Annotated in this window: 22 protein-coding genes; 16 read left to right on the top strand and 6 right to left on the bottom strand. The window is 72.5% G+C overall.

Annotated features, from left to right (window positions below):
- Positions 1-2 precede the first annotated feature (2 nt).
- The 6 genes from folP (at position 3) to ABIA35_RS20290 (ending at position 4818) form a co-directional block, all read left to right on the top strand.
- The gene (folP, locus tag ABIA35_RS20315; protein ID WP_370358894.1) at positions 3-884 is read left to right on the top strand and encodes a dihydropteroate synthase; all 882 of its coding nucleotides are present in this window, start codon (positions 3-5) and stop codon (positions 882-884) included.
- Positions 881-1543 carry a nuclear transport factor 2 family protein gene (locus ABIA35_RS20310; protein ID WP_370335920.1) on the top strand — a complete coding sequence of 221 codons (663 nt, stop codon included), beginning with the start codon at positions 881-883 and terminating at the stop codon, positions 1541-1543. Before folP ends, ABIA35_RS20310 begins: the two co-directional genes overlap by 4 nt.
- Before the next feature lie 109 nt (positions 1544-1652).
- Positions 1653-2084, top strand: coding sequence for a dihydroneopterin aldolase (folB, locus tag ABIA35_RS20305; protein WP_370335918.1), 432 nt, complete (start codon positions 1653-1655; stop codon positions 2082-2084).
- A complete protein-coding gene (gene folK / locus ABIA35_RS20300; protein WP_370358893.1) occupies positions 2081-2635 on the top strand; it encodes a 2-amino-4-hydroxy-6-hydroxymethyldihydropteridine diphosphokinase in 555 nt (184 codons plus the stop codon). The genes folB and folK overlap by 4 nt, the downstream gene beginning before the upstream one ends.
- Before the next feature lie 296 nt (positions 2636-2931).
- Positions 2932-3555: a DUF3180 domain-containing protein gene (locus tag ABIA35_RS20295; RefSeq protein ID WP_370358892.1), complete on the top strand. Its 624-nt coding sequence runs from the start codon at positions 2932-2934 to the stop codon at positions 3553-3555.
- A 114-nt stretch (positions 3556-3669) separates the two neighbouring features.
- A complete protein-coding gene (locus ABIA35_RS20290) occupies positions 3670-4818 on the top strand; it encodes a hypothetical protein (RefSeq protein ID WP_370358891.1) in 1149 nt (382 codons plus the stop codon).
- Positions 4819-4918: 100 nt separating this feature from the next.
- On the opposite strand, the gene ABIA35_RS20285 is transcribed toward ABIA35_RS20290, so the two are convergent.
- Positions 4919-6091: an NADH-quinone oxidoreductase subunit D gene (locus ABIA35_RS20285; protein WP_370358890.1), complete on the bottom strand. Its 1173-nt coding sequence runs from the start codon at positions 6089-6091 to the stop codon at positions 4919-4921.
- A gap of 162 nt (positions 6092-6253) precedes the next feature.
- Here ABIA35_RS20285 and ABIA35_RS20280 point away from each other — a divergent pair, with 162 nt between their 5' ends.
- Complete coding sequence (locus tag ABIA35_RS20280; protein ID WP_370358889.1) at positions 6254-7663, top strand: hypothetical protein; 1410 nt, start codon at positions 6254-6256, stop codon at positions 7661-7663.
- Between the two features lie 174 nt (positions 7664-7837).
- On the opposite strand, the gene ABIA35_RS20275 is transcribed toward ABIA35_RS20280, so the two are convergent.
- The 3 genes from ABIA35_RS20275 to ABIA35_RS20265 form a co-directional block, all read right to left on the bottom strand.
- On the bottom strand, positions 7838-8560 hold the full coding sequence (locus tag ABIA35_RS20275; RefSeq protein ID WP_370358888.1) for an SWIM zinc finger domain-containing protein: 723 nt from the start codon (positions 8558-8560) through the stop codon (positions 7838-7840).
- Positions 8561-8717: 157 nt separating this feature from the next.
- A complete protein-coding gene (locus ABIA35_RS20270; protein ID WP_370358887.1) occupies positions 8718-10655 on the bottom strand; it encodes a serine/threonine-protein kinase in 1938 nt (645 codons plus the stop codon).
- Positions 10656-10691: 36 nt separating this feature from the next.
- Positions 10692-11648 (bottom strand): SAM-dependent methyltransferase, encoded by a 957-nt coding sequence (locus tag ABIA35_RS20265; protein ID WP_370358962.1) that lies wholly within the window; start codon positions 11646-11648, stop codon positions 10692-10694.
- A 130-nt stretch (positions 11649-11778) separates the two neighbouring features.
- On the opposite strand from ABIA35_RS20265, the gene ABIA35_RS20260 reads away from it, so the two are divergent.
- Positions 11779-13086 carry a sensor histidine kinase gene (locus ABIA35_RS20260; RefSeq protein WP_370335902.1) on the top strand — a complete coding sequence of 436 codons (1308 nt, stop codon included), beginning with the start codon at positions 11779-11781 and terminating at the stop codon, positions 13084-13086.
- A gap of 77 nt (positions 13087-13163) precedes the next feature.
- Positions 13164-13823, top strand: a complete 660-nt coding sequence (locus ABIA35_RS20255) for a response regulator (protein WP_370336483.1) — start codon at positions 13164-13166, stop codon at positions 13821-13823.
- 35 nt (positions 13824-13858) lie between these two features.
- Here ABIA35_RS20255 and ABIA35_RS20250 read toward each other — a convergent pair whose 3' ends face one another.
- The gene (locus tag ABIA35_RS20250; protein WP_370358886.1) at positions 13859-15289 is read right to left on the bottom strand and encodes an NCS2 family permease; all 1431 of its coding nucleotides are present in this window, start codon (positions 15287-15289) and stop codon (positions 13859-13861) included.
- A gap of 65 nt (positions 15290-15354) precedes the next feature.
- On the opposite strand from ABIA35_RS20250, the gene ABIA35_RS20245 reads away from it, so the two are divergent.
- The 5 genes from ABIA35_RS20245 (at position 15355) to ABIA35_RS20225 (ending at position 19275) form a co-directional block, all read left to right on the top strand.
- Positions 15355-15867 (top strand): hypothetical protein, encoded by a 513-nt coding sequence (locus ABIA35_RS20245; protein WP_370358885.1) that lies wholly within the window; start codon positions 15355-15357, stop codon positions 15865-15867.
- A gap of 101 nt (positions 15868-15968) precedes the next feature.
- A complete protein-coding gene (locus ABIA35_RS20240; RefSeq protein ID WP_370335896.1) occupies positions 15969-16553 on the top strand; it encodes a DUF2617 family protein in 585 nt (194 codons plus the stop codon).
- Positions 16550-17314 carry an SDR family NAD(P)-dependent oxidoreductase gene (locus ABIA35_RS20235; RefSeq protein ID WP_370335895.1) on the top strand — a complete coding sequence of 255 codons (765 nt, stop codon included), beginning with the start codon at positions 16550-16552 and terminating at the stop codon, positions 17312-17314. The genes ABIA35_RS20240 and ABIA35_RS20235 overlap by 4 nt, the downstream gene beginning before the upstream one ends.
- Before the next feature lie 72 nt (positions 17315-17386).
- The gene (locus ABIA35_RS20230; protein ID WP_370358884.1) at positions 17387-18292 is read left to right on the top strand and encodes a hypothetical protein; all 906 of its coding nucleotides are present in this window, start codon (positions 17387-17389) and stop codon (positions 18290-18292) included.
- A gap of 137 nt (positions 18293-18429) precedes the next feature.
- The gene (locus ABIA35_RS20225; RefSeq protein ID WP_370335892.1) at positions 18430-19275 is read left to right on the top strand and encodes a FadR/GntR family transcriptional regulator; all 846 of its coding nucleotides are present in this window, start codon (positions 18430-18432) and stop codon (positions 19273-19275) included.
- Between the two features lie 173 nt (positions 19276-19448).
- Here ABIA35_RS20225 and ABIA35_RS20220 read toward each other — a convergent pair whose 3' ends face one another.
- Positions 19449-20225 (bottom strand): helix-turn-helix domain-containing protein, encoded by a 777-nt coding sequence (locus ABIA35_RS20220; RefSeq protein WP_370358961.1) that lies wholly within the window; start codon positions 20223-20225, stop codon positions 19449-19451.
- Between the two features lie 89 nt (positions 20226-20314).
- Here ABIA35_RS20220 and ABIA35_RS20215 point away from each other — a divergent pair, with 89 nt between their 5' ends.
- Both ABIA35_RS20215 and ABIA35_RS20210 read left to right on the top strand, forming a co-directional pair.
- Positions 20315-20671 carry a VOC family protein gene (locus ABIA35_RS20215; protein WP_370358883.1) on the top strand — a complete coding sequence of 119 codons (357 nt, stop codon included), beginning with the start codon at positions 20315-20317 and terminating at the stop codon, positions 20669-20671.
- Positions 20672-20727: 56 nt separating this feature from the next.
- Complete coding sequence (locus ABIA35_RS20210; protein ID WP_370335888.1) at positions 20728-21288, top strand: hypothetical protein; 561 nt, start codon at positions 20728-20730, stop codon at positions 21286-21288.
- Positions 21289-21295: the final 7 nt, after the last annotated feature.

Raw genomic sequence — 21295 nt, 5'->3', positions numbered from 1 at the left:
CCATGAACGCGCAGGGCCGGCCCCTCAACCGCAGCCAGACCGTGCGCGGTCTGCCGGATTTCGGACGCTGCGCCGTTTTCGGTGTGGTGAACGTGACGCCCGACTCCTTCTCCGACGGCGGCGAGTACTACGCCGACGGCGACACCGCCAAGGCCGTGGCGCACGGCCTGCGGCTGCACCGGCACGGTGTGGACGTGGTCGACGTCGGCGGGGAGTCCACCCGGCCCGGCGCCGCCCGGGTCACCGCCGAACAGGAGCTGGACCGGGTCCTGCCGGTGATCGAGCAGCTGGCCGCCGCCGGGGTGCGGGTGTCGGTGGACACCATGCGCGCCTCGACCGCCGCGGCCGCGCTGGACGCCGGCGCGGTGATCGTCAACGACGTCTCCGGCGGCCTGGCCGACCCGGACATGTTTCCGCTCGTGGCCCAGGCCGGGGTGCCGTACATCTTGATGCACTGGCGCGGGCACAGCACTGACATGCAGACCCGCGCGGTGTACGACGACGTGGTGAAGGACGTCGTGGAGGAACTGCAGGCGCGCTTCGACGCCGCCCTGTCCGCGGGCCTGGCCGAGGACCAGGTGATCCTGGACCCCGGCCTGGGCTTCGCCAAGAACGCCGACCACAACTGGGCCCTGCTGGCCCATCTGGAGAAGCTGGAGTCGCTCGGCCGGCCGCTGCTGATCGCCGCCTCCCGCAAGAACTTCCTGGGCCGGCTGCTGGCCGACCAGGGCGCCGGGATCCGCCCGCCGCACGGCCGGGACGCGGCCACGGCCGCGCTGTCCGCGCTGGTCGCCTCGGCCGGGGCCTGGGGCGTGCGGGCGCACGACGCGCTCGGCTCGCTGGACGCGGTCCGGGTCGCCGCGGCGCTGGCGGCGGCGCGATGAGCGCCCGGGAGCCCGGCGGCGTAGGCGACGTGGGCGGCGAGCCCGAGGAGCCCGGAAAGCGCGAGGAGCCTGGAAAGCCCGGCGAGCCCGATAGGCCCGATGGGCCCCGCGAGCCCGGCGAACCGGCGGACGCCGGCCGGGACCGCGACGGGTTCGAGGACTTCGGCGAGTTCGAGGAGGAGTTCGGCACCTTCGCCGCCGGCCCCGACGGTCCGCCGCCGCAGGTGGCCGCGGACATCGAGGCGATCACCGAGGCCAACGAGGAGTTCTACGCCGCCGCCGAGGCCGGCGACCTGGACCGGCTGGGCGCGATCTGGCTGTCCGGGCCGTTCGAGGCCTCGGTGCAGTGCGTGCACCCCGGCTGGGCCCCGGTGTTCGGGCGCGAGGACGTGCTGCGCTCGTGGGCGGTGGTGTGCGCGAACACCCCGTTCCTGCAGTTCTTCCTCACCGACGTGCGCATCGACGTGGTGGACCGGATCGCGGTGGTCAGCCTGACCGAGAACATCATCACCGACATGTCGGCCGGCTCCTCGGAGGAGGACCCGGGCTTCATCGCCGGCGGCCGGGCCACGACGATCAACATCTTCCGCCGCACCGACGACGGCTGGCAGCTGTGGATGCACCACGCGTCGGCGGTCATGGAGAGCGTCGAGGAGTAGGCCCTGAGCGGGCCCCGGAGTAGGCCCCGAGTGGGCCGCCGGACCCGGTGCCGGTATTCGGGCGATCCCGGAACGGCATGCCGGAACCGGCCCCGGTATGTTCGTCATGATGTCTACTCACAACAAGCGGCTCGACCGGGTGACCGTCCACGGGCTGCGCGGGCGCGGCCACCACGGGGTCTTCGAGCGCGAGCGGGAGAAGGGCCAGACCTTCATGGTCGACGTCACGCTGGGTCTGGACACCAGCCGTGCCGCCGCCAGCGACGCCCTGGAGGACACCGTCAACTACGGCGAGGTCTCCGAGCGCATCGTGGCGCTGATCGAGGGCGAGCCGGTCAACCTGATCGAGACCCTGGCGGCCCGGATGGCGGCGGCGTGCCTGGAGTACCCGCTCGTGGAGGAGGTCGAGGTCACGCTCCACAAGCCGGACGCGCCGATCACGGTGCCGTTCGAGGACGTCACCGTGACCGTGGTGCGGACACGGGAGGACCTGGCAGCCGCCGCCGCGCGGCCGTCGGAGAACGGCGGGTCGGCGATATGAGCCAGACGGTCAGCACCGACAGCGGCATCCGCATGCACACCGCGGTCCTGGCGATCGGCGGCAACCTCGGGGACCGCCTGGCCAACCTGCAGTCCGCGGTGGACTCCCTGGCCGACACCCCGACGCTGACCGTCACCTGGCTGTCCCCGGTCTACGAGACCGCTCCGCTGCTGGAGGAGGGCGCCGAGCCGCAGGACGAATACCTGAACGCGGTGCTCGGGGTGACCTCGGCGCTGCCGCCGGACGTGCTCCTGATGCGGACGCAGGCCATCGAGGAGGCCCTGGGCCGCACCCGCGAGGTGCGCTGGGGCGCGCGGACCATCGACATCGACATCGTCCAGGTCGACGACCTGGTCTCGGACGACGACGAGCTGACGCTGCCGCACCCGCGGGCCGCGCAGCGCGCGTTCGTGCTGGCGCCGTGGCACGACGCGCGGCCCGAGGACGTGCTGGCCGGCGTGGGGCCGGTCGCCGAGCTGCTGGCCGCGCTCGGCGGGGCCGCCGCGCAGGGGGCGGTGCGGCGGGACGATCTGGAGTTGATGCTGCCGTAACGGCCGCTGCACGCCGGTTCTCGCCGTTGTGCGCAGCTGCTTGCCGCTGCGCGCCGCTTCCCGCTGACGCCCGCCGCTTCCCGCCGCGCGGCCCGTCGGCCGTCCCCGCCTCAATCGCGCTTTTCCGCCAGTCGCCGCCCCCGGCGCGGCGCCGCTCTGCGGGTTCGGCTCCCGCCGCTGGTCAGCGAGTCGGCCGAGGCGCTGTGCAGCGGCTGCGGGGGCTCGCGGCGGCGGCGCCGGCCGCCCCGGGCGCAGCGGCTCGCCTCCCCCGCCACGATCCGCGTACCGTGGACCCTGTGAAGCCCACACGTCCCCTGGCACTCGCGACCGCGTTCCTCGTGGTCGGCGCCTTGTCCTATGGCGGCGTCCAGCTCTGGTCGCACTACGGCATCCCGCCCGGCGTCCCGGCTTCCGCCCCGCTGACCCCGGCGATCCTGGCGGTCATCATCCTGGCCACCGCCCTGGCCTTCCGCTCGCGGCTGAAGGCGCAGCGCGAGGCGGTCCAGCGCATCGCCGACGGCGAGCCGACCCCGCCGCTGCTGCCCGGCCAGCGTGCCGCCAAACCGATCGACCCGCTGCAGGCGGCGCGCGCGGTGATGTTCGCGAAGGCCTCCTCGATGGTCGGGGCGATCGTCTCGGGCGTGTACGCCGGCTACGGGGTGTTCCTGCTCGGCAAGCTCGGCATCGACGTTTACCGGACCCGCGCGATCGTCTGCGGCATCACGGTCCTGTGCGGCCTGGCCCTCGTGGCGGCGGCGCTGTTCCTGGAGTACGTGCTGCGGGTGCCGCCCAGCGGCCCGGAGGACGGGCTGCCCAAGGACGGCAGCAAGAGCAAGTCCGCCACGGCCGCGCGCCCGGTGCGCAACCGGCCCGACGGGACCTTCCCGGTGCGCCGTACGTCGAACCGCTCAGGTTCTTGATTCGCCCCCCTATGTCCGAAGCCTGATCATTTGCAAGATCTTGATATCGGCGTGCCCGGTATCGCTCGTACGTTTCGCTTGTCCGTGCGAGGTCGCAGCCAGTACTGTTCGGCCATGCGTCACGCTCGGCAGCTACAGGCCCAGCGACGCGGGGGCGACATAGCCGGCCCGGCATGGCCCTCGATCGTCGCCACCACCACGTCCCTCACAGGCGCGGCCGCGGGCATCGCGACCACGCTCGCCTGGAGCGATCCGTTCCATCTCCGGCTCGGCGTCGGCATGGCCGCCGCCGGCGCGGTCTTCTCCTCCGTCGCCATGGTCGCCGCGCGCCGCGACCGGTCGACCCGCCGCGAGCTGGTCGCCGCGATGCGCGAGGACCACGCCGCGGAGCTGAAGTACGAGACCTCGCGCCGCGACAAGCAGATCTCCGACCTCAAGACGGACGCGCTGGCCGCCGAGGAGACCGTCGTCCTGTTCGAGGAGCGGGCCAAGGAGGAGCAGCTCCGCGCCGACGCCTCCGAGGCCGCGCGGGTGCGCGCCGAGCACGACCTGGCGGTGCTCTCGGCGTGGGTGCAGCAGACCACGGCCGCGGCCGAGCTGACCCGGTCGGCGGTGCAGTCCTTCGTACAGGTGCAGCCCTTCGAGCCGGCGCACCAGTTCGAGCCGGTGTCGGTGCACGACCACGCGTTCGCCAGCTACCAGGCGGCGCGCTCGGGCACCTACGAGCTCGAATACGACCCGGCCTACCACGCCGGATACGTGGCCTACGCGAACAGCCAGTACAACCAGTACGCGGGATACGCCGAGTACACCGGGTACGACCACGGCACGACCGCAGCCGGCGCCGAGATCGACCTGCGGCCGGCCGCCGCGGTCCCGGTCCGGGCCGTCGAGCCGCAGCCGCAGCCCCAGCTCCAGTCCCAGCCGCACCTGCCGGCCGAGCTGCCCGCCGCCGAGCCGCGGCCGCTGCGCTCGGCGGTCCTGGCGGTCCGCGACGAGGTCGGCTTCGACGTCGCCGGCGAGGTCTCCGGCCCGGTCCACGACCCGTACACGGTGCCCGGCGTGGTCATGCCCCGCCAGCGCCAGGACGGCCGCGCCCAGGCGCTGCCGCCGGCCCGCCCGGTGGCCCCGGAGCGGCTCTACCGGCCCTACCTCGCAGCGGATCAGGGCACGACTTCGAACGCGGCCCCGGTGGACCTGACGATGTACGACGAGACGCAGCAGATGGCCAAGATCGAGCACCGGGAGACCGGGACCGCCTGAGGTTCCTCAATCCTGCTGAGCTTTCGCAAGGAAGGCCCCGCCGAGACCATGAGTTGGTCGGACCGGCGGGGCCTTCTGCACGTCCGGGCTCGCTACCCGATCACTTGTCGATGTCCCCGACCACGAAGAACATCGACCCCAGGATCGCGACCATGTCGGCCACCAGACACCCGGGCAGGACCTCGGAGAGCACCTGGATGTTGTTGAACGACGCCGAGCGCAGCTTGAGCCGCCACGGCGTCTTGTCGCCGTGCGAGACCAGGAAGTACCCGTTGATGCCCAGCGGGTTCTCGGTCCAGGCGTAGGTGTGCCCCTCCGGCACCTTCAGGATCTTGGGCAGCCGCTGGTTGATCGGCCCGGTGTCCAGGGTGTCCAGCTTGTCGGCGCAGGCCTGCGCGATGTCCAGGGCGTTGTACGCCTGCTCCAGCAGCACCTCGAAGCGGGCCAGGCAGTCCCCGCCCCGGCCGGTGACGACCTTCAGCTTCTCGCGCACCTCCGGCTCGCCGTAGGCCAGGTACGGGTCGTCGCGGCGCAGGTCGAAGTCGACGCCGGAGGCGCGGGCGATCGGGCCGGACACGCCGTAGGCGGCGATCTGCTCGGGGGTCAGGACGCCCACGCCCCGGGTGCGGGCCCGGAAGATCTCGTTACCGGTGATCAGCCGGTCGATGTCGGACATCCGGGAGCGCACCTTGGCGATCGCGGCCCGGACCCGGTCGGTCCAGCCCAGCGGCAGCTCCTCCTTCAGGCCGCCGACCCGGTTGAACATGAAGTGCATCCGGCCGCCGGAGATCTCCTCCATCACCGCCTGGATCTCCTCGCGCTCCCGGAACGCGTAGAAGATCGGCGTGATCGCGCCCAGCTCCAGCGGATAGGAGCCCAGGAACATCAGGTGGTTCAGGACCCGGTTCAGCTCGGCCAGCAGGGTCCGGGCCCAGGTCGCGCGCTCGGGGACCTCCATCCCGAGCATCCGTTCCACGGCCAGCACCACGCCGAGCTCGCTGGAGAAGGCCGACAGCCAGTCGTGGCGGTTGGCCAGTACGATGATCTGCCGGTAGTCGCGGACCTCGAAGAGCTTCTCGGCGCCGCGGTGCATGTAGCCGATGATCGGATCGGCCGAGACGATGCGCTCCCCGTCCAGGACCAGCCGCAGCCGCAGCACGCCGTGCGTGGCCGGGTGCTGCGGGCCGATGTTGAGCACCATGTCGGTGGTCTCCAGGCCCGTTCCGGTGCCCGCGATGCGCTCGGTCAGCTGCTGGGAGGTCATGCCGGTCATTGTGCCAGGCGCCCTGGCCGGCGGCCGGGCGGCGACCGGCCGGCGGGCGACGATCACGGTTCGGTGACGACCGGGGGAGGACAGGCAACGCGGCGTGTCGGACTGCGTCTATGTGATGGGAGGCCCGTTGCGGACGGGCCGCGGGGCGGTCAGGGGTCGGACATGAGACGAAGGCTTCGCGCTGTCGTGGCGGGCCTGATGGTGGTCGGGGCGGGCGCGGTGGCCGGGACGGCGGCCGCGGACGGTGCGGGGCCGGTGGCCACGCCGCCGGACTCGCCGAAGACGCAGACGGTGGCGGGCGTGGCGGCCAACGGCGTGCAGCTGTCGATGACGGCGCCGGCGCAGCTGCCGCTGGACCTGCCGGGCCAGCAGCTGCCCGAGCGCGAGGTCGACGTCACGGTGAAGGACGTCGGCGGGCAGGGCTACACGGGCACCGTGACGATGACGCTGGCCTCGGAGGGCTCCGGGGTCTCGGCCACCGCGCTGCGGCTGGACCGCTACGACCAGGCGAGCGGCTCCTGGCAGACGGTGCCGGTCTCGGCGGGCGGCGCGTCGGTCACGGTCACCGACGACGTGACGGTCCCGGCCAGCGGGACGCAGGTGCTCAAGCTGCGGGTGTCGCCGGGCACGACGGTGGTCGACGACGTGAAGGTGAGCGCCTCGGCCAACGGCGCGTCGGCGGTCGCGTCGGTGCCGGTGACCGGGCCCACCTTCCAGGTCTCCGGGCTGACGGGCTCGGGGCGCGCCGGGTCGCCGATGGTCATCACCGGCACGGTGGACAACCCGACGGACCTGAGCCTGCAGGACGTCCCGGTGAAGCTGCTGCTGTGCTCGGCGGGCTCCGCGGGCTGCGTCGCGCACGCCTCGGACGTGAAGGTGGAGGAGCAGACCGGCGGCGGGTCCTGGCACACCGTGTCGGTCTCCGACGCCACGGCCACCAGCCCGATGTCCGCCACGGTGGTGCCGCAGCTGACGGTGCCGGCCGGCGGTTCGGCGCAGTTCCTGGTGCGGGTGACGGTCGGGGCGGGCGCCTTCGCGGCGCCGGGGCAGCCCACGGGCCAGCCGACGGGCCAGTCCTCCCCGGCCGCGGCGCAGCCGGTGTCGGTGGCGGTGGCGCTCAGCCCGGTCGGGCTGACGTTCGTCACGCAGCCCACCGTGTCCGGCACGCTCACGGTGCAGCCGCCGCCCGCCGCGCCCTCGACGCCGTCGAGCACGCCGAGCAGTTCGGCGACGTCGGCCACGTCGGCGCCCACGGCGACGCAGACCTCGACCGACGGCGCGACGGCGACGCCGGCCGCCTCGCCGACCCCGGACCCGGCCTCGACGACCGAGGCGGCGAGCACGCCCGACGCCGCGTCGTCGAGCAGCAACCCGACGATCCTGGTCGCGGCCGGGCTGCTCGCGGTGTGCCTGGCGCTGGTGCTCTGGTGGGTGCTGATGAAGCGGCGGGAGCGGATGGCGGCCGGCGTCGGCCACGCGCATGACGGGCACGAGTACGACCACGGTCATGACCACGAGCACGAGCAGGGTCACGACCACGGCGACGGGCAGGCGCACGACAGCGAGCAGTAGCCGGCGCCCGGGCGCGGTTGCGCGAGGGTGAGTGGTGAGTGGTGATTGGTGAGTGGCGCGGCCGGGCCGGAGGACCAGCCCGGCCGCGTCGGACCGGCGGCCACCGCCCCATGGCAGCCGCCGGTCGCCTGTGAGCCCGCTATGGGCCTGTCGTCGAGCCTGATTGTGCCCCCGCTACAAGCCCCGCTTGGCCAGTTCCTCCATGAGGTTGAGCTTGCGCGCGTGGGCCGAGCGCAGGCCCTCGATGTAGGCCACGGCCTCGGACTTGCGGTGCAGCCGCTGGTACGCCGCCTTCAGGTGCTGGAGGTAGCGGGCGGCCTCGGCGTAGTCGCGGCGGTTGCGGGCCGCTATCCGCGCCTCGATGTGCTTCTTGTAGACGGGGATGGCGCTGGCCGGATCGGTGAGCGCGCGCACGTCCGCCAGGCGCAGCTCGGTGTCGTTGACGTCGGCCCCGGGGGCGACCAGCTCGTCGACCCGGGCGGCGAGGTGGCGCCGCAGGTCGTGGTCGTCGTGCGCGCTGTCCAGCAGCAGGGCGATCAGGTCCTCGCGGTCCAGGATCCCCAGCAGCCGTCGGAGCCCGGCGATCTCCCGCTGCGCGGCGGCGAACTCCGCGCTCCGGGTCTTGGCGACGGGCCCGTCCAGGTACACCAGCCCGACCGCGACACAGTGCCGGCAGAAGACCCCCGTCATCCCGCGCGGGCAGTCGCAGGAGAAGTCCAGCCCGGCCGGCCGCCGGTCCAGCCGCACCTGCCACGGCTCCGACCCGTAGACGGTCGCGGTGATCTCCGCCCCCGATGTCCCGAGACTGTCGACGGCCGGGACGGAGGCGACCCCCCGCTGATAGGCGCGCGGCCCGGCCAGCCGCTCCAGATCCTTCTTGCTGAAGAATGCTGTCATACACACATTCTAGCGAGCGGGTCTGACAAAGTCGGGGCGCAATCGGACGCTCTATCCCAAACGCGGGTGGCGAAACCCGGGCGCATGGATCGTTGCCGAGGCGTTATGCGGACCCTGCGACGGCGGCCACGCACTCGCGGTGGCGGGCCGTACGGCGTCACGCGGGCGGCGCGCCACAGACCGCGACGACCTGAGCAGCGGTGACGGTCGCACCCGGCGGACGCTGCGCATCCCCGGGCTGGTCGTTGCCGACGCCGACGGTGACGGTCCCGTCGGCGTCGGGCGCCGCGATCCCGAGCTCGACCCACTCGCCGGCGTGCGAGGCCCCTGACATCGGGAACTGGCCGGCGCGACCGGCGAGCGCGTAGTCGCCGAACGCGAGGTTGGCAGGACTGGCCGCGTTGTAGGCGAACAGAGCACAGGCGGAGACGGCCGGGCCCGGAGTGAAGCTCCAGACGACCTGGGCGGTCGAGGACTCGCCGGGCGCCACGGTCGGGGCCACGAGGTCGGCTCCGTCGCAGGACCCGAAGGTGGCGCCACCGTGCACCGGATCGGTGGACCAGCCGGCGGACGCGGACAGCGCGTGCCCGGCGCCGCTCGGACATCCGGGCCCTGCGATAGCCGACCAGAGCCCGCCGCCGGACCAGGGCGCGGACGAGGCGGGGATGCGCAGGCCCTGGAACCAGGCGAGGTTCTGCCCGACGAGGCGTCCGGAGTAGCCGGCGAGCGCGTGGGGGAGCGGTGGGGGCTGGTCGGGGATGGCGGACGCGGAGCGGGACGCGGGCTGGTTCTGGTTGTGGTTCTGGTTCTGGTCTGGGCTTTGGTTTTGCTGCGTGGCCGAAGGCTGCGACCGGGTGGTGGGCGCCGGCGGAGACGCGGTCGACCCGCCGTTTGTCGCCAGGGCCAGGGCCACCGCCGCGGCCGCGATCAGGCCTCCGGCTGCCGTGCCGATGACAAGGCGCCGACGGCGTGGCGGGAAATCGCTGTTCTGGCGTGAATCGGCGGCTGGATCGGCGGCTGGATTGTGGACTGGATAGGCGCCTGGATTGGCGCCTGGATCGCCGGCGGGCACCGCGGTCGCGCCGACGACGACGATGCGCTCGGTCTCGGCCTGGCTGATGGTGCTGGAGTCCTCGGCGGCCTCGGCGAAACTCTCCATCCCGAACTCCGCCACCAACTCCGCCGCCGTCAGCCGCTCCCCGGCATCCTTCGCCAAGCACCGCAGCGTCACCGCCCGCAGGGCCTCGGGCATCGTCCCGAGGTCCGGTTCGGTGTGCACCGTCCGGTACATGAGCGTCGCGGGCGACCCGTCCCAGAAGGGGCTCGTCCCCGTCGTCGCGTAGACCAGGCACGCGCCGAGCGCGAAGACGTCCGCCGGCGGCCCGGTCGGGTGCCCCTCGACCTGCTCCGGCGCCATGTAGCCGGGGGTGCCCGGCAGGCGGCCGGTGGTGGTCAGGGAGGCCAGGTCGGCGGCGCGGGCGATGCCGAAGTCGATGACGCGCGGGCCGTCCGGGGCCAGCAGGATGTTCGAGGGCTTCAGGTCGCGGTGGACCAGGCCCGCGGCGTGCATCGCGGCCAGGGCCTCGGCGAGCCGGCAGGCCAGGGTGCCGGCGTCCTCGGCGGTGAGCGGCCCGAAGCGGGGTACCTGCTGCGCCAGCGTCCAGCAGCGGAAGTACTCCGTCGCCAGCCACGGCGGATCGGCGAGAACGTCGGCGTCGACCACGCGCGCGGTGTGCCGGTCCGGCACGCGGCGGGCCGCGGCCACCTCGCGGATGAAGCGGGCGCGGAACTCCTCGTGGTCGGCGAGGCCGGCGTGCACCAGCTTCAGCGCCACCTCCCGGCCGCCCGCGTCGCGCGCCAGGTAGGCCACACCCATCCCGCCGACCCCCAGCCGCCCGACGAGCGTGTACCCGCCGACCCGCTCCGGATCGCGGGGCCGCAGCGGCTCGGGCTCGGGCGGGTCCTGGAACCCGGCGGCCAGCGCGGCCCGCGGGTCGGACGCCCAGCCGTCAGCCGGTTCAGCCCGGCCCTTGGCCGGTTCAGCCCCGCCCCTAGCCGGTTCAGCCCAGCCATCAGCCGGCTCACCCTGCGCCACGCGAGTCACCTCCCGCCGCCGCAGCCTAAGAGCGATTCAGCAGCTTGAGAAGGCCACCAGCCAGCCGAACGCCCCGAGCCCGCCCGGCTCGGTCAGCTCAGCCGCGGCCGAGGCCCGGCTCAGCCCGCGCACGTACCCGAGCGGATCGGACGAGGCGAGCGCGAGATCGGGGCGCGCGCCGGAGACACCCAGGTCCCGGAGGAAGTCGCGCTGCGTGGTCAGCACGGTCTCCACCCCCGAACCCAGCGCCGCCGCACACGCGTCCAGAGCGACGTGCGCCGTGATGTCACAGGAACCGTCCGGCACCGCGGGCACCTGGTGTCCATCGCGGTAGCCGGTCAAGGTGCCGAAGCGCGGCCGGTCGGCGGCGCCGTGCGAGTAGTCGACGGCCACCGCCACGCCGCGGTCGAGCAGCTCCACCGCCGCGCGCCAGGCGGCGTCGCGGTCCAGGCCGATCTCGGCGCGGGTGCCCGCGGTCCGCTCCAGCGGCCACCACCGCGCCAGCCACTCCCGCTGCCCGGCGTCCGGCGCCGCGCCCAGCCGTTCCTCCCCGCTGGCCGTCTCTACCTCCACGATCCGCGCAGTCCCGTCCGCCCCGACCTCCGCGACGTCGCACACCACGTTGTCCAGCCACTCGTTCGCGAACAGCAGCCCGACCACCCCGCTCGGCGCCGCCGTCGCCCACTCCACCGCCTCCGGCAGCCCGTCCGGCCGCGGCCCGAGGTCCACCGCCACCGTCCGCAGCCGGCCGGCGACCTCCGGCGCCTCGGCCGCCAGCCACCGGACCACCCCGGACGCCAGCTCCCCGCGGCCGGCCGCCATGTCCACGAAGTCCAGCCGCGCCGGCGTGCCGAGCCGCTCGTCCACCCGCAGGAGCAGCCGGGCCACGGCCTCGGCGAACACCGGATTGTGCGCCGAGGTCCGGAAGTGCGCCGCGGGTCCGGCGCCCGGCCTGCGGTAGAACCCGTCGGGGCCGTACAGGGCCTGCTCCATCGCCGTGCGCCACGTCGTCCATTCCGTCACGGCCGTCACGCTACCGCCCAGGTCGTGCGACCTGAGGATGACCGCCGGATCATCCCGCGGCGCCATGCCCGGATCCGGAACGCCCACCTACGCTGAAAGCGTGTCTCGCGTCTACGCCTGGATCCAGCGCCATCCGAAGCTGATCGACAGCATCCCGGCTTTCATCCTGCTGGCGATCGGCCTGGCATCGCTGGCCGCCTCGGGCCATCCCGGCGGGGCGAAGCGCTGGCTGGTCGTGCCGCTGGTGATCGCGGCGACGGTTCCGCTGATCTTCCGGCGCCGCTGGCCGCGCGGCACGTTCACGGTGGCGGCCGTCGCGGCCTTCCTGAGCTTCTTCCTCGGGGCGGCGGCCTTCAACGCCGCCGACATGGCGTTCCTGATCTACCTCTACACGATCGCCGCCTACTGCCAGCGCCGCTGGTCGATCCCGGCGATGGGGCTGACCTACGTCGGCGCGCTGATCCAGTTCCAGCTGCTGCACATGTACGACGACCAGGCCCAGTGCGACCAGATCACCCAGCCCGCACAGCAGCGCCTGTGCTACCAGAACCAGGCCGGCTTCAACACCAACGGGCACTTCAACTGGGTCACCTTCCTGTTCGTGGCGGTCTTCGTCGCCGGACTGGTCGGGCTGGCCTGGGTCGGCGGCGACTCCATGCGCTACCGCCGGGCGTACTACGTGCGCCTGGAGGACCGCGCCCAGCGGCTGGAGCGCGAGCGCGACGCGCAGGCCCAGATCGCCGCGGCCGCCGAGCGCGCCCGCATCGCGCGCGAACTGCACGACGTGGTCGCGCACAACGTCTCGGTCATGGTGGTCCAGGCCGACGGCGCCACCTATGCCATGGACCAGGACCCCGAGGCGGCCCGCAAGGCGCTGCTGGCGATCGCCCAGACCGGCCGCACCGCCCTGACCGAGATGCGCCGCATGCTCGGCGTGCTGCGCTCGGCCGACGACGCCGGCACCTACGCCCCGCAGCCGGGCATCGAGCAGCTCGGCGACCTGCTGGAGCAGGTGCGCTCCAGCGGGCTGCCGGTGTCGCTGACCGTCGAGGGCGTGCCGCGGGAGATGCCGACCGGGCTGGCGCTGGCGGTGTACCGGATCGTGCAGGAGTCGCTGACCAACACCCGCAAGCACGGCGGAGCGCAGGTGAAGGCCTCGGTGGCGCTGATGTACACCGACGACTGCCTGGTCCTGCGCATCGTGGACAACGGCCGCGGCGCCCAGGCCCCCGGCGACGGCATGGGCCACGGCCTGGTCGGCATGCGCGAGCGGGTCACGGTCTTCGGCGGCACGCTCGTCACCGGCCCGCACGTCTCCGGCGGCTACGCTGTGGAGGCGATCCTGCCCTTCGCCGGCCCGGACCCCGCCGACCCGAGCGAACCGCAGCCCCAGTCCCAGGAGTCGTGACGTTGAGCCAGACCACGCCGGAACCGACCGCACCTGCCGGACAGGCCGGACCGGACGGCCGCGCCGAGGCCGCCGCCATCCGCATCGTCCTGGTCGACGACCAGGAACTGCTGCGCACGGGCTTCCGCATGGTCCTGAACAGCCAGCCCGACATGGCGGTGGTCGGCGAGGCCGGCGACGGCCAGGCGGCCCTGGACCTGCTGACCACCCTGTCGGCCGACGTGGTCCTGATGGACGTCCGCATGCCCCGCCTGGACGGCGTCGCCGCCACCCGCGAGATCGTGGTCCGCGGCGAGCGCCCCCGGGTCCTGATGCTCACCACCTTCGACCTCGACGAGTACGCCTTCACCGCCCTCAAGGCCGGCGCCAGCGGCTTCCTGCTGAAGGACGTCCCGCCCCCGGACCTGCTGGCCGCCATCCGCGCGGTCCACAGCGGCGAGGCCGTGGTCGCCCCCTCGACCACCCGCCGCCTGCTCGACAAGTTCGCCCCGCTGCTGCCATCCGAGAGCGAGCCGGCGCCCCCGGAACTGGACGTCCTGACCGACCGCGAGCACGAGGTGCTCCTACTGGTCGCGCAGGGGATGTCGAACGCGGAGATCGCCTCGAAGCTGTTCCTGTCCGAGGCCACGGTCAAGACCCACGTCGGCCGCATCCTGATGAAGCTCGGCCTGCGCGACCGGGTGCAGGCGGTGGTGCTGGCGTACGAGACGGGGCTGGTGAAGGCGCGGGGGCGGTAGGGCGCGGGGTCCGAGCCCCCGCCCCAGCCGACCCGCTACTCGATCCCCAGCGCCTGCTTGATCGGATCCAGCGCGAAGTACACCACGAAGAACGCCGCCACGATCCACATCAGCCAGTTGACGTCCCGGGCCTTGCCGAGCACCACCTTCAGCACGCAGAACATGATGAACCCGGCCCCGATCCCGTTCGTGATCGAGTACGTGAACGGCATCAGCGCGATCGTCAGGAACGCCGGGACCGCGATCTCCCAGTCGTCCCAGTCGATGTCCTTGGCCTGCGTCATCATCAGGAATCCGACCGCGACCAGGGCCGGGGCCGCAGCCTGCGACGGTACGATGGTCAGCACCGGGGTCAGGAACGCGGCCAGGAACAGCAGCGCGCCGGTGACGATGTTCGCCAGCCCGGTACGCGCGCCCTCGCCGACGCCGGCCGCGGACTCCACGAAGCAGGTGTTGGACGAGGCCGAGCCCGCGCCGCCGGCGGAGGCGGCCAGGCCGTCGATGAACAGCACCCGGCCGATGCTGGGCAGCCGGCCGTTCTCGTCGAGCAGGCCGGCCTCGCCGCTGATGCCGATGATGGTGCCCATCGCGTCGAAGAAGTCGGCCAGGATCAGCGTGAAGACGAACACGATCGCGGTCATCACGCCGGCGTCGTGGAAGCCGCCGAACAGGCTGAACTTGCCGAGCAGGCCGAAGTCCGGGTGCGCGACCACGCCGTGCGGGACCTTCGGGGCGATGGTGCCCCAGGCCGCGTCCGGGACCGTGGCGATCTCGTTCACCACGATGGCCAGCACCGTGGTGCTGACGATCGAGATCAGCAGGCCGCCGGGGACCCGCCGCACCAGCAGGCACAGGGTCAGCAGCACGCCGAAGCAGAACACGAACATCGGCCAGCCCTTGAGCGTGCCGCCGGCGCCCAGGGTCACCGGGGTGCCCGAGCCCTTGCCGACGAAGCCGGCGTCGACCAGGCCGATGAAGGCGATGAACAGCCCGATGCCGACGCCGATCGCCTTCTTCATGGCCAGCGGGATGGCGTCCATGATCTTCTGCCGCAGCCCGGTGACCACCAGCAGGCAGATGCCCAGCCCTTCCAGCATCACCAGGCCCATCGCGTCCGGCCAGGACATGGTCGGGGCCAGGGTGAAGGCCACGACGCCGTTCAGCCCCAGGCCCGCGGCGATGGCCAGCGGCAGGTTCCCGCCGATGCCCATGATCACGGTCATCACCCCGGCCACCACCGCGGTGGAGGTGACCAGCTGGGTGTGGCTCAGGACGTGGCCGTACTTGTCCTTGGCGCCGCCCAGGATGATCGGGTTCAAGACCAGGATGTAGGCCATGGTGAAGAAGGTGGCCAGCCCGCCGCGGACCTCGCGGACGTAGGACGATCCCCGTTCGTGCACCTTGAAGGCACGTTCCAGAAGGCCCACCCCGCCGGGACCGCCTGCGCCTCCGGTCTCAACTGACAAGCTCCCACTCCTCTGGTGATCCGTACCGCAGCTGGAAAGTCTCTGACCGCCGATATCCTGTCCACATGACAACCCAGGGCCGCAGGCGCAGAGCGGACGAACCGGAGGGCACGCCGGAGCGTGACACTTCCGGGCGCACCGCCCCGAAAGGCCGCGCCGGCCGGCCCAAACTGGAGCCGATGCAGATCAACGAGGCAAAGGTTATCTGGATCGGCATCGGCCTGTGGGCTGCTGCTTTCCTCATTTTGTTGCCTTTTCGTAAAACCCTGATCGCCGACGGGCACGGCTGGTGGCTCTACACCCCGCTGGCCGGGGCCGGCCTGGGCATGCTGGGCCTGCCGATGGTCGGCCGCCGCAAGGCGGTCATCCACCGCGAGACCGAGCACGGCCGCCAGGCCGGACACGAAGAAGGCGGTCGCGAGCGCAAGGGCAAGGCGCGCGACGGGGGCCGGGACCAGGAACGCGACGCTGGTCGCGACAGCGGTCGCGATGCCGGCCGGGATGCCGGCCGGGACGGCGGTCGTGATGCCGGTCGCGACGACGGCCGGGACAAGGGCCGGGGCCGAGGCCGCCGCTGATCCGGCCGCACCGCCGGACCCCCGCTCGGGATCCACTCGTCGAATCGTCGGACCATACGCTTTCCTCGTGACTCCAGCACCGGCCGGCTCGTTCACCATGCGTGATCGCTCCCTTATCGGTCCCCTACAGGGACGTCCGTGCCTCGGAGCTGTCGTGGTCCCTGGAGGCCCCTGACCAGCCCTCCCTGCACAGCCGCCGGCATCCGGTCGGCGGCCTCGACGTGGAGGTCCGCATCCTCGGCGCCTCGCACCAGATCCTGGTCCGCGCCGCCGACGCCGAGCCGGCCCGCCTGGTCTGCCGCGAGACCGTCGCCTGCCGCGAGGCTGCCGCCGGTCCGCTGCCGATAGCCATAGAGCGCGAGCTCGACGACGGCTACCACTACGAAGTGCGCTGCGAAGTCCGCGAAGTGGCCGCCGACCACTTCCCGGCCTGGGCCAGCGCCCTGCGCGACTACGCCGGCGTCCTGCCCGACGCCACCGTCGCGGTGTTCCCCGCGAACCCCGACGCCGTCACCGCGGTGGTCGTCGAACCGCTCCCGGCCCGGCTGTGCGGGGTGCTGTGGCGCACGTGGCACACCTACCCGCACACCGGCGGCGGCGGGGACGTGGTCGCCACCAGGACCGTCCTGTACCTGGCACCCCCCTCTGGTGGCGCCGGAGGGGGCATGCCAGGCTTGAGGCCATGACGACGGCCTTGATTACCGGGGCGACGGCCGGCATCGGTGCCGCGTTCGCCCGCCGTTTCGCGGCGGCCCGCTATGACCTGGTGCTCGTGGCCCGGAACGTCGAGCGTCTGCAAGACGCCGCCGCCGAGCTCACTCTGCTGGGGGCCGGCACGGTCGAGGTCGTCTCCGCGGACCTGGCCACGGTTCAGGGCCGGGCGGTCGTCGAGGACCGTCTCGCCGACCCGCTGCGCGGCATCGACGTCCTGGTCAACAACGCCGGCTTCGGCCAGGGCAGCGCCTTCCTGTCGCACCCGGTCGAGGACGAGGAGCAGATGCTCGACGTGATGGTGCGCGCCGTCCTGCGGCTGACCCGCGCGGCGCTGCCGGGCATGATCGAGCGCGGCAAGGGCGCGGTCATCAACGTCTCCTCGGTCGCCGGCTTCGTCCCGCGCGGCACCTACAGCTCGGCCAAGGCCTGGGTCACCAACTTCAGCGAGTCCGTCGCCGCCGAGGTGTACGGGACCGGCGTGCGGGTGATGGCGGTCTGTCCGGGCTTCACCCACACCGAGTTCCACGAGCGCGCGGACATCGACACCGCCGACGTCCCCGGGTGGATGTGGCTGGAGGCCGACGAGATCGTCGAGGGCGCTCTGCACGACCTGCGGCGGGGTCTGGCGGTGAGCGTGCCGAGCATGCAGTACAAGGCGATCACCGCCGTGGCCAAGCTCGTCCCCCGGAATCTGGTGACCAAGGTCAGCCGCGGGATGTCCAAGCGCTGGTAACGTGCCACCAGGCACGCGGTCCGCACGATGGCGGGCACGCGGGTGACTTCCCGGCGAGGGGGTGGGTACGCGATGGCGTTCGAAGTCGAGGTGCCAGTGCGGCACCGGACTATGTGGCTGGCGTTCACCGATCCCGAGAAGATGGCGCGCGCCGTGCCCGGGCTGGTCGTCGACGCGGTGCACGCGGTGCCGCCGGCCGACGGGCCCGAGGGGGTCGCCGGGGACGTCGTCGCCGGCCGCCTGAAGCTGCGGGTGGGTGCCGGCGGGGCCGGGACCGGGGCCGCCATCACGTACCGGGGCACCGCGTGCATAGCGGGAGCCGAGGCGCACAAGGGCACGCTGGACATCGCGATCGACGCCGCGCAGGCGCGGGGCAGCGGCGCGCTGGCCGGGTACCTGCGGGTCACGCTGGCGCCGGCCGGGGACGCCGGTGAACGGACCCTGATCTCCGTGGTGCCGGAGCTGGAGCTGACCGGGCGGGCCCTGGAGTTCACGCGGGATGACTGGCACGGCGCCGTCGCGGCGCTGGGCACGGCCTGGATCGAGGCGCTGGCCGCCGACTATCGGGACGCGGAGCATGAGGGTTCTGCGGTCGAGACGGTCCAGGTGGTGGAGACGGTTCAAACCGTCGAGGCGGTCGAGGCGCGCGAGACGGTCCAGCCTGTCGAGGTGCCCGAAGCGGCTGAAACCGCCGAGGCGCCCGCAATCGCTGAAGCCCTTGATGTCGTCGCAGCAGCCGAGGCGGCCGAAGTGGCCGAACCCGCGGCGGAGCCGGCGAATAAAAGCACGGAATCCGTGCCGGAGAAGATCGCCGATCCGCTTTCCGAGGACCCGTTGGCCGCCGTCTGGAACGGCCGCTATGAGAAGAACCGCTGGTTCCCGGCGATCGCGGCTCTGACATTGTTCCTGCTGATCAAGCGCAGGCGGCGCCACCGCGCCGGGAAGCCGGGCGCGGATTCATCATTTAGGATGGAATAGCCCTCAGATAGCTGCCTTGAGTGGACCTCGGCTCGTATGTTGGCGCGCAAGTCGGTACATCACACCGGATGCCTGGACGCCGGGCAGACCCGCGCGGCGGCCAGTGACGCAGCAGCACATCGAGGAGCACCAGCAGCATGTATGTCGAGGGATGGAACGTCCACCGGGTCATCCGGCCCGCCCGCCTCGCCAACGCCGTCGTCGAGCGGCTGCTGCTGCGCATACTGGAAGGCGAGTTCCCGCCGGGCACCGATCTGCCACCGGAGGCGGCGCTCGCGGCCGAGTTCGCGGTCAGCCGCACCATCCTGCGCGAGGCGCTCAAGGCCCTGGAGGAGAAGCGCGTCCTGCGCATCCGCCACGGCCGCGGCACCACCGTCCGCCCCAAGGCCGAGTGGAACCTGCTCGACCCGCTGGTCCTGAGCGTGCAGCTGGAGTACGAATCCTCCCCGGAGCTGGTCGCCGAGCTCGGCGAGGTCCGCACGGCCCTGCTCACGCTGATGGCCGAGCTGGCCGCCCGCCGCATCCACCCGCCCCAGCGCGAACAGCTGGCGGCGTCCCTGGAGCGTATGCGCGCGGCCGTGGAGGACCCGGGCCCGTTCCACGACGCGGCGTCGGTCTTCACCCGCACCCTGGCCGAGGCGGCGGGCAACGAGGTGGCGCGCTGCGTCATCGAGACCATCGACGTCCCCTACGGCGGCCAGGAGGACAACCCGGCCAAGCTCGCCGAGATGATGAAGCTCCGCCTGCTCCTGGCCGAGGCGGCGCACGCCACGGTCGCCGCGGGCCCGGGCGCCCCGGCCGGCTCGCTGCCGGTCCCGGCCCCGGCCGGGTCGGGGGCGTCCTCGTCGCCGGCGGCCCCGGGCGCCCCGGTCCCGGCCCCCGCCACCGCCCCCGGCGCGCAGCCGCTGCGCCAGGGCCAGGTCGCGACGGTCCCGCTGAACCGGCACGGCGTCCGGGCGCCGATGCAGTCGGCCCGGGTGTAGGCAGGCAGGCCCTCCTGCCGATCGGGGGATCGAAGTGAAGAGCGCGCATACGGCCCCGCCGGATTGACTGATCCTGCGGGGCTTTGCGTGGGCCGGCCAGGGGGCGCCGGTGCGACGGTGCTGTCAGCCCGCTGACCTGGTCAGTTCGCCGGTCTGGTCGGCTCGCGGCCCGGTCAGCTCCTCGAGCTCGCCAGCAGCCGCCGCACGGCCCCCGGCGTGTGCCCGACGTGGTCGCGCACGGTCCGGGTCAGATGCGCCTGGTCGGCGAATCCGAGCTCGCACGCGAGGTCGGCGAGCGCCGTCTCACCGTCCGTGAGACGGTCCATCGCGCGGCCGACGCGGACCCGGTTGCGATAGCGGGTCAAGGAAACCCCGGTCTCCCGAGAGAAGACACGGCTCAGCCTGAACGGCGAGATCCCCAACAGCCCCGCCAGCCCGCAGAGTGTCGCGGCTTGAGGGACATCGGCCAGGATCGCCTCACGGGCGGCTGCCGCCAATACGCCATCCCCGATCACGGATTTCGATGTGTAGCCGGCAGCAAGCGCGACAAGCTTTAAGAGTTCTTCGGCAGTCGCGTAGTCCGCATCTCCTGTAGCGGCCGCCGCCAGTAGCCGCCTATGTGCGAACTCAATGCGCGCGTCTACATATACGGGGCTTCCTATAGGAAGCCGTCCCCAGAGATCTCCGGAGAATCCCACGGATGTGCAGACATCCCCACCTGCCGGATGCGCGAAGCGTTCCTCTTCACCCGGCGCCGTCATGTAGGCGCTAGTACGGTCCAGATCGGTCGCGACTCCGTTGGCCCAGCGCCGGAAGCGCCCTTGGCGGATCAGCACCAGCCGCCGCGCTCTGTGTTCCTCGGCATCCGACCAACCGACGCCCCCACCCAGGCAGTCAACCGTGTGCACCGAGAACTCGGGCCGGGCTGCGAGCGTCGTGGCGGTCTGCACGAGGCCGACGCTACGTGCCGGCACCGACAGTCCCGCACCCGCAAGAATCTTCAATACGGCACCCGCCGACACGGCGCATCCTCGTCCCCATGAACGCACCGCTGACCCTCACCACGATCATGTTCGACAGCGCCGACCCGGCCGCCCTCGCCGCCTTCTACAGCACCGCCACCGGGTGGCCGATCACCGACACCGACGACACCTTCGTCTACGTCGGCGAAGGCCCCGTCACCCTCGCCTTCCAGCACGTCCCCGACTACCGGCCGCCGTCCTGGCCCGACCCGGCCAAGCACGCCCACCTGGACTTCAAGGCCGCCGACAAGGCCCAGGCCGTCCAGGACCTGCTGGCCGCCGGCGCGAAGCAGCCCGACTTCCAGCCCGGCGGCGACAGCTGGACGGTGCTGACGGACCCCGAGGGGCATCCCTTCTGCGTCGCGGCGGCGTGATCGGTGGGTGATTTTCGGGCGACGTCAGTAATGGGAGCCCTATAGCGTTCGGATCCATGCGGCCAATGCTGTTGATCGACGTGGACGGACCGTTGAATCCGTATGCGGCCAAACGGACCCGCCGTCCGGAGGGCTACACGACACACCGGCTACTGCCCCCAAGCTGGGCCGAGGAGCGGAGGGCTCTGCTGGACCTGCTGGGCATGCCCGACAAAGAGGTCAAGCCACTGCGGGTCTGGCTCAATCCGGACCACGGCCCGGCGCTGGCGGCTCTGCCCTTCACCCTGATCTGGGCCACCACCTGGCAACACGAGGCGAACGAATTCATAGGCCCGGTCCTCGGCCTTCCCGAGCTGCCGGTCATCACCTGGCCCGAGGAGCGCACCATGCCGGATGGCGGTCTCTGCTGGAAGACCCCTGAAATCCTCACCTGGGCGGCCGGTCGCCCGTTCGCATGGATCGACGACGACATCACCGACGCAGACCTCGACTGGGTCCGCGCCCACCACGAAGGTCCGGCCCTCCTGCGCCGCATCGACCCGGCGATCGGTCTGGTGGCCGATGACTTCGAAGCCTTGGCGACATGGGCAGATGCCCTGGGCACGGCTGCGGGCTGACGCACAG

The organism is Catenulispora sp. MAP12-49 (assembly GCF_041262705.1).
Classification (GTDB): domain Bacteria; phylum Actinomycetota; class Actinomycetes; order Streptomycetales; family Catenulisporaceae; genus Catenulispora.
This window is presented reverse-complemented; position numbering and strand designations above follow the sequence as displayed.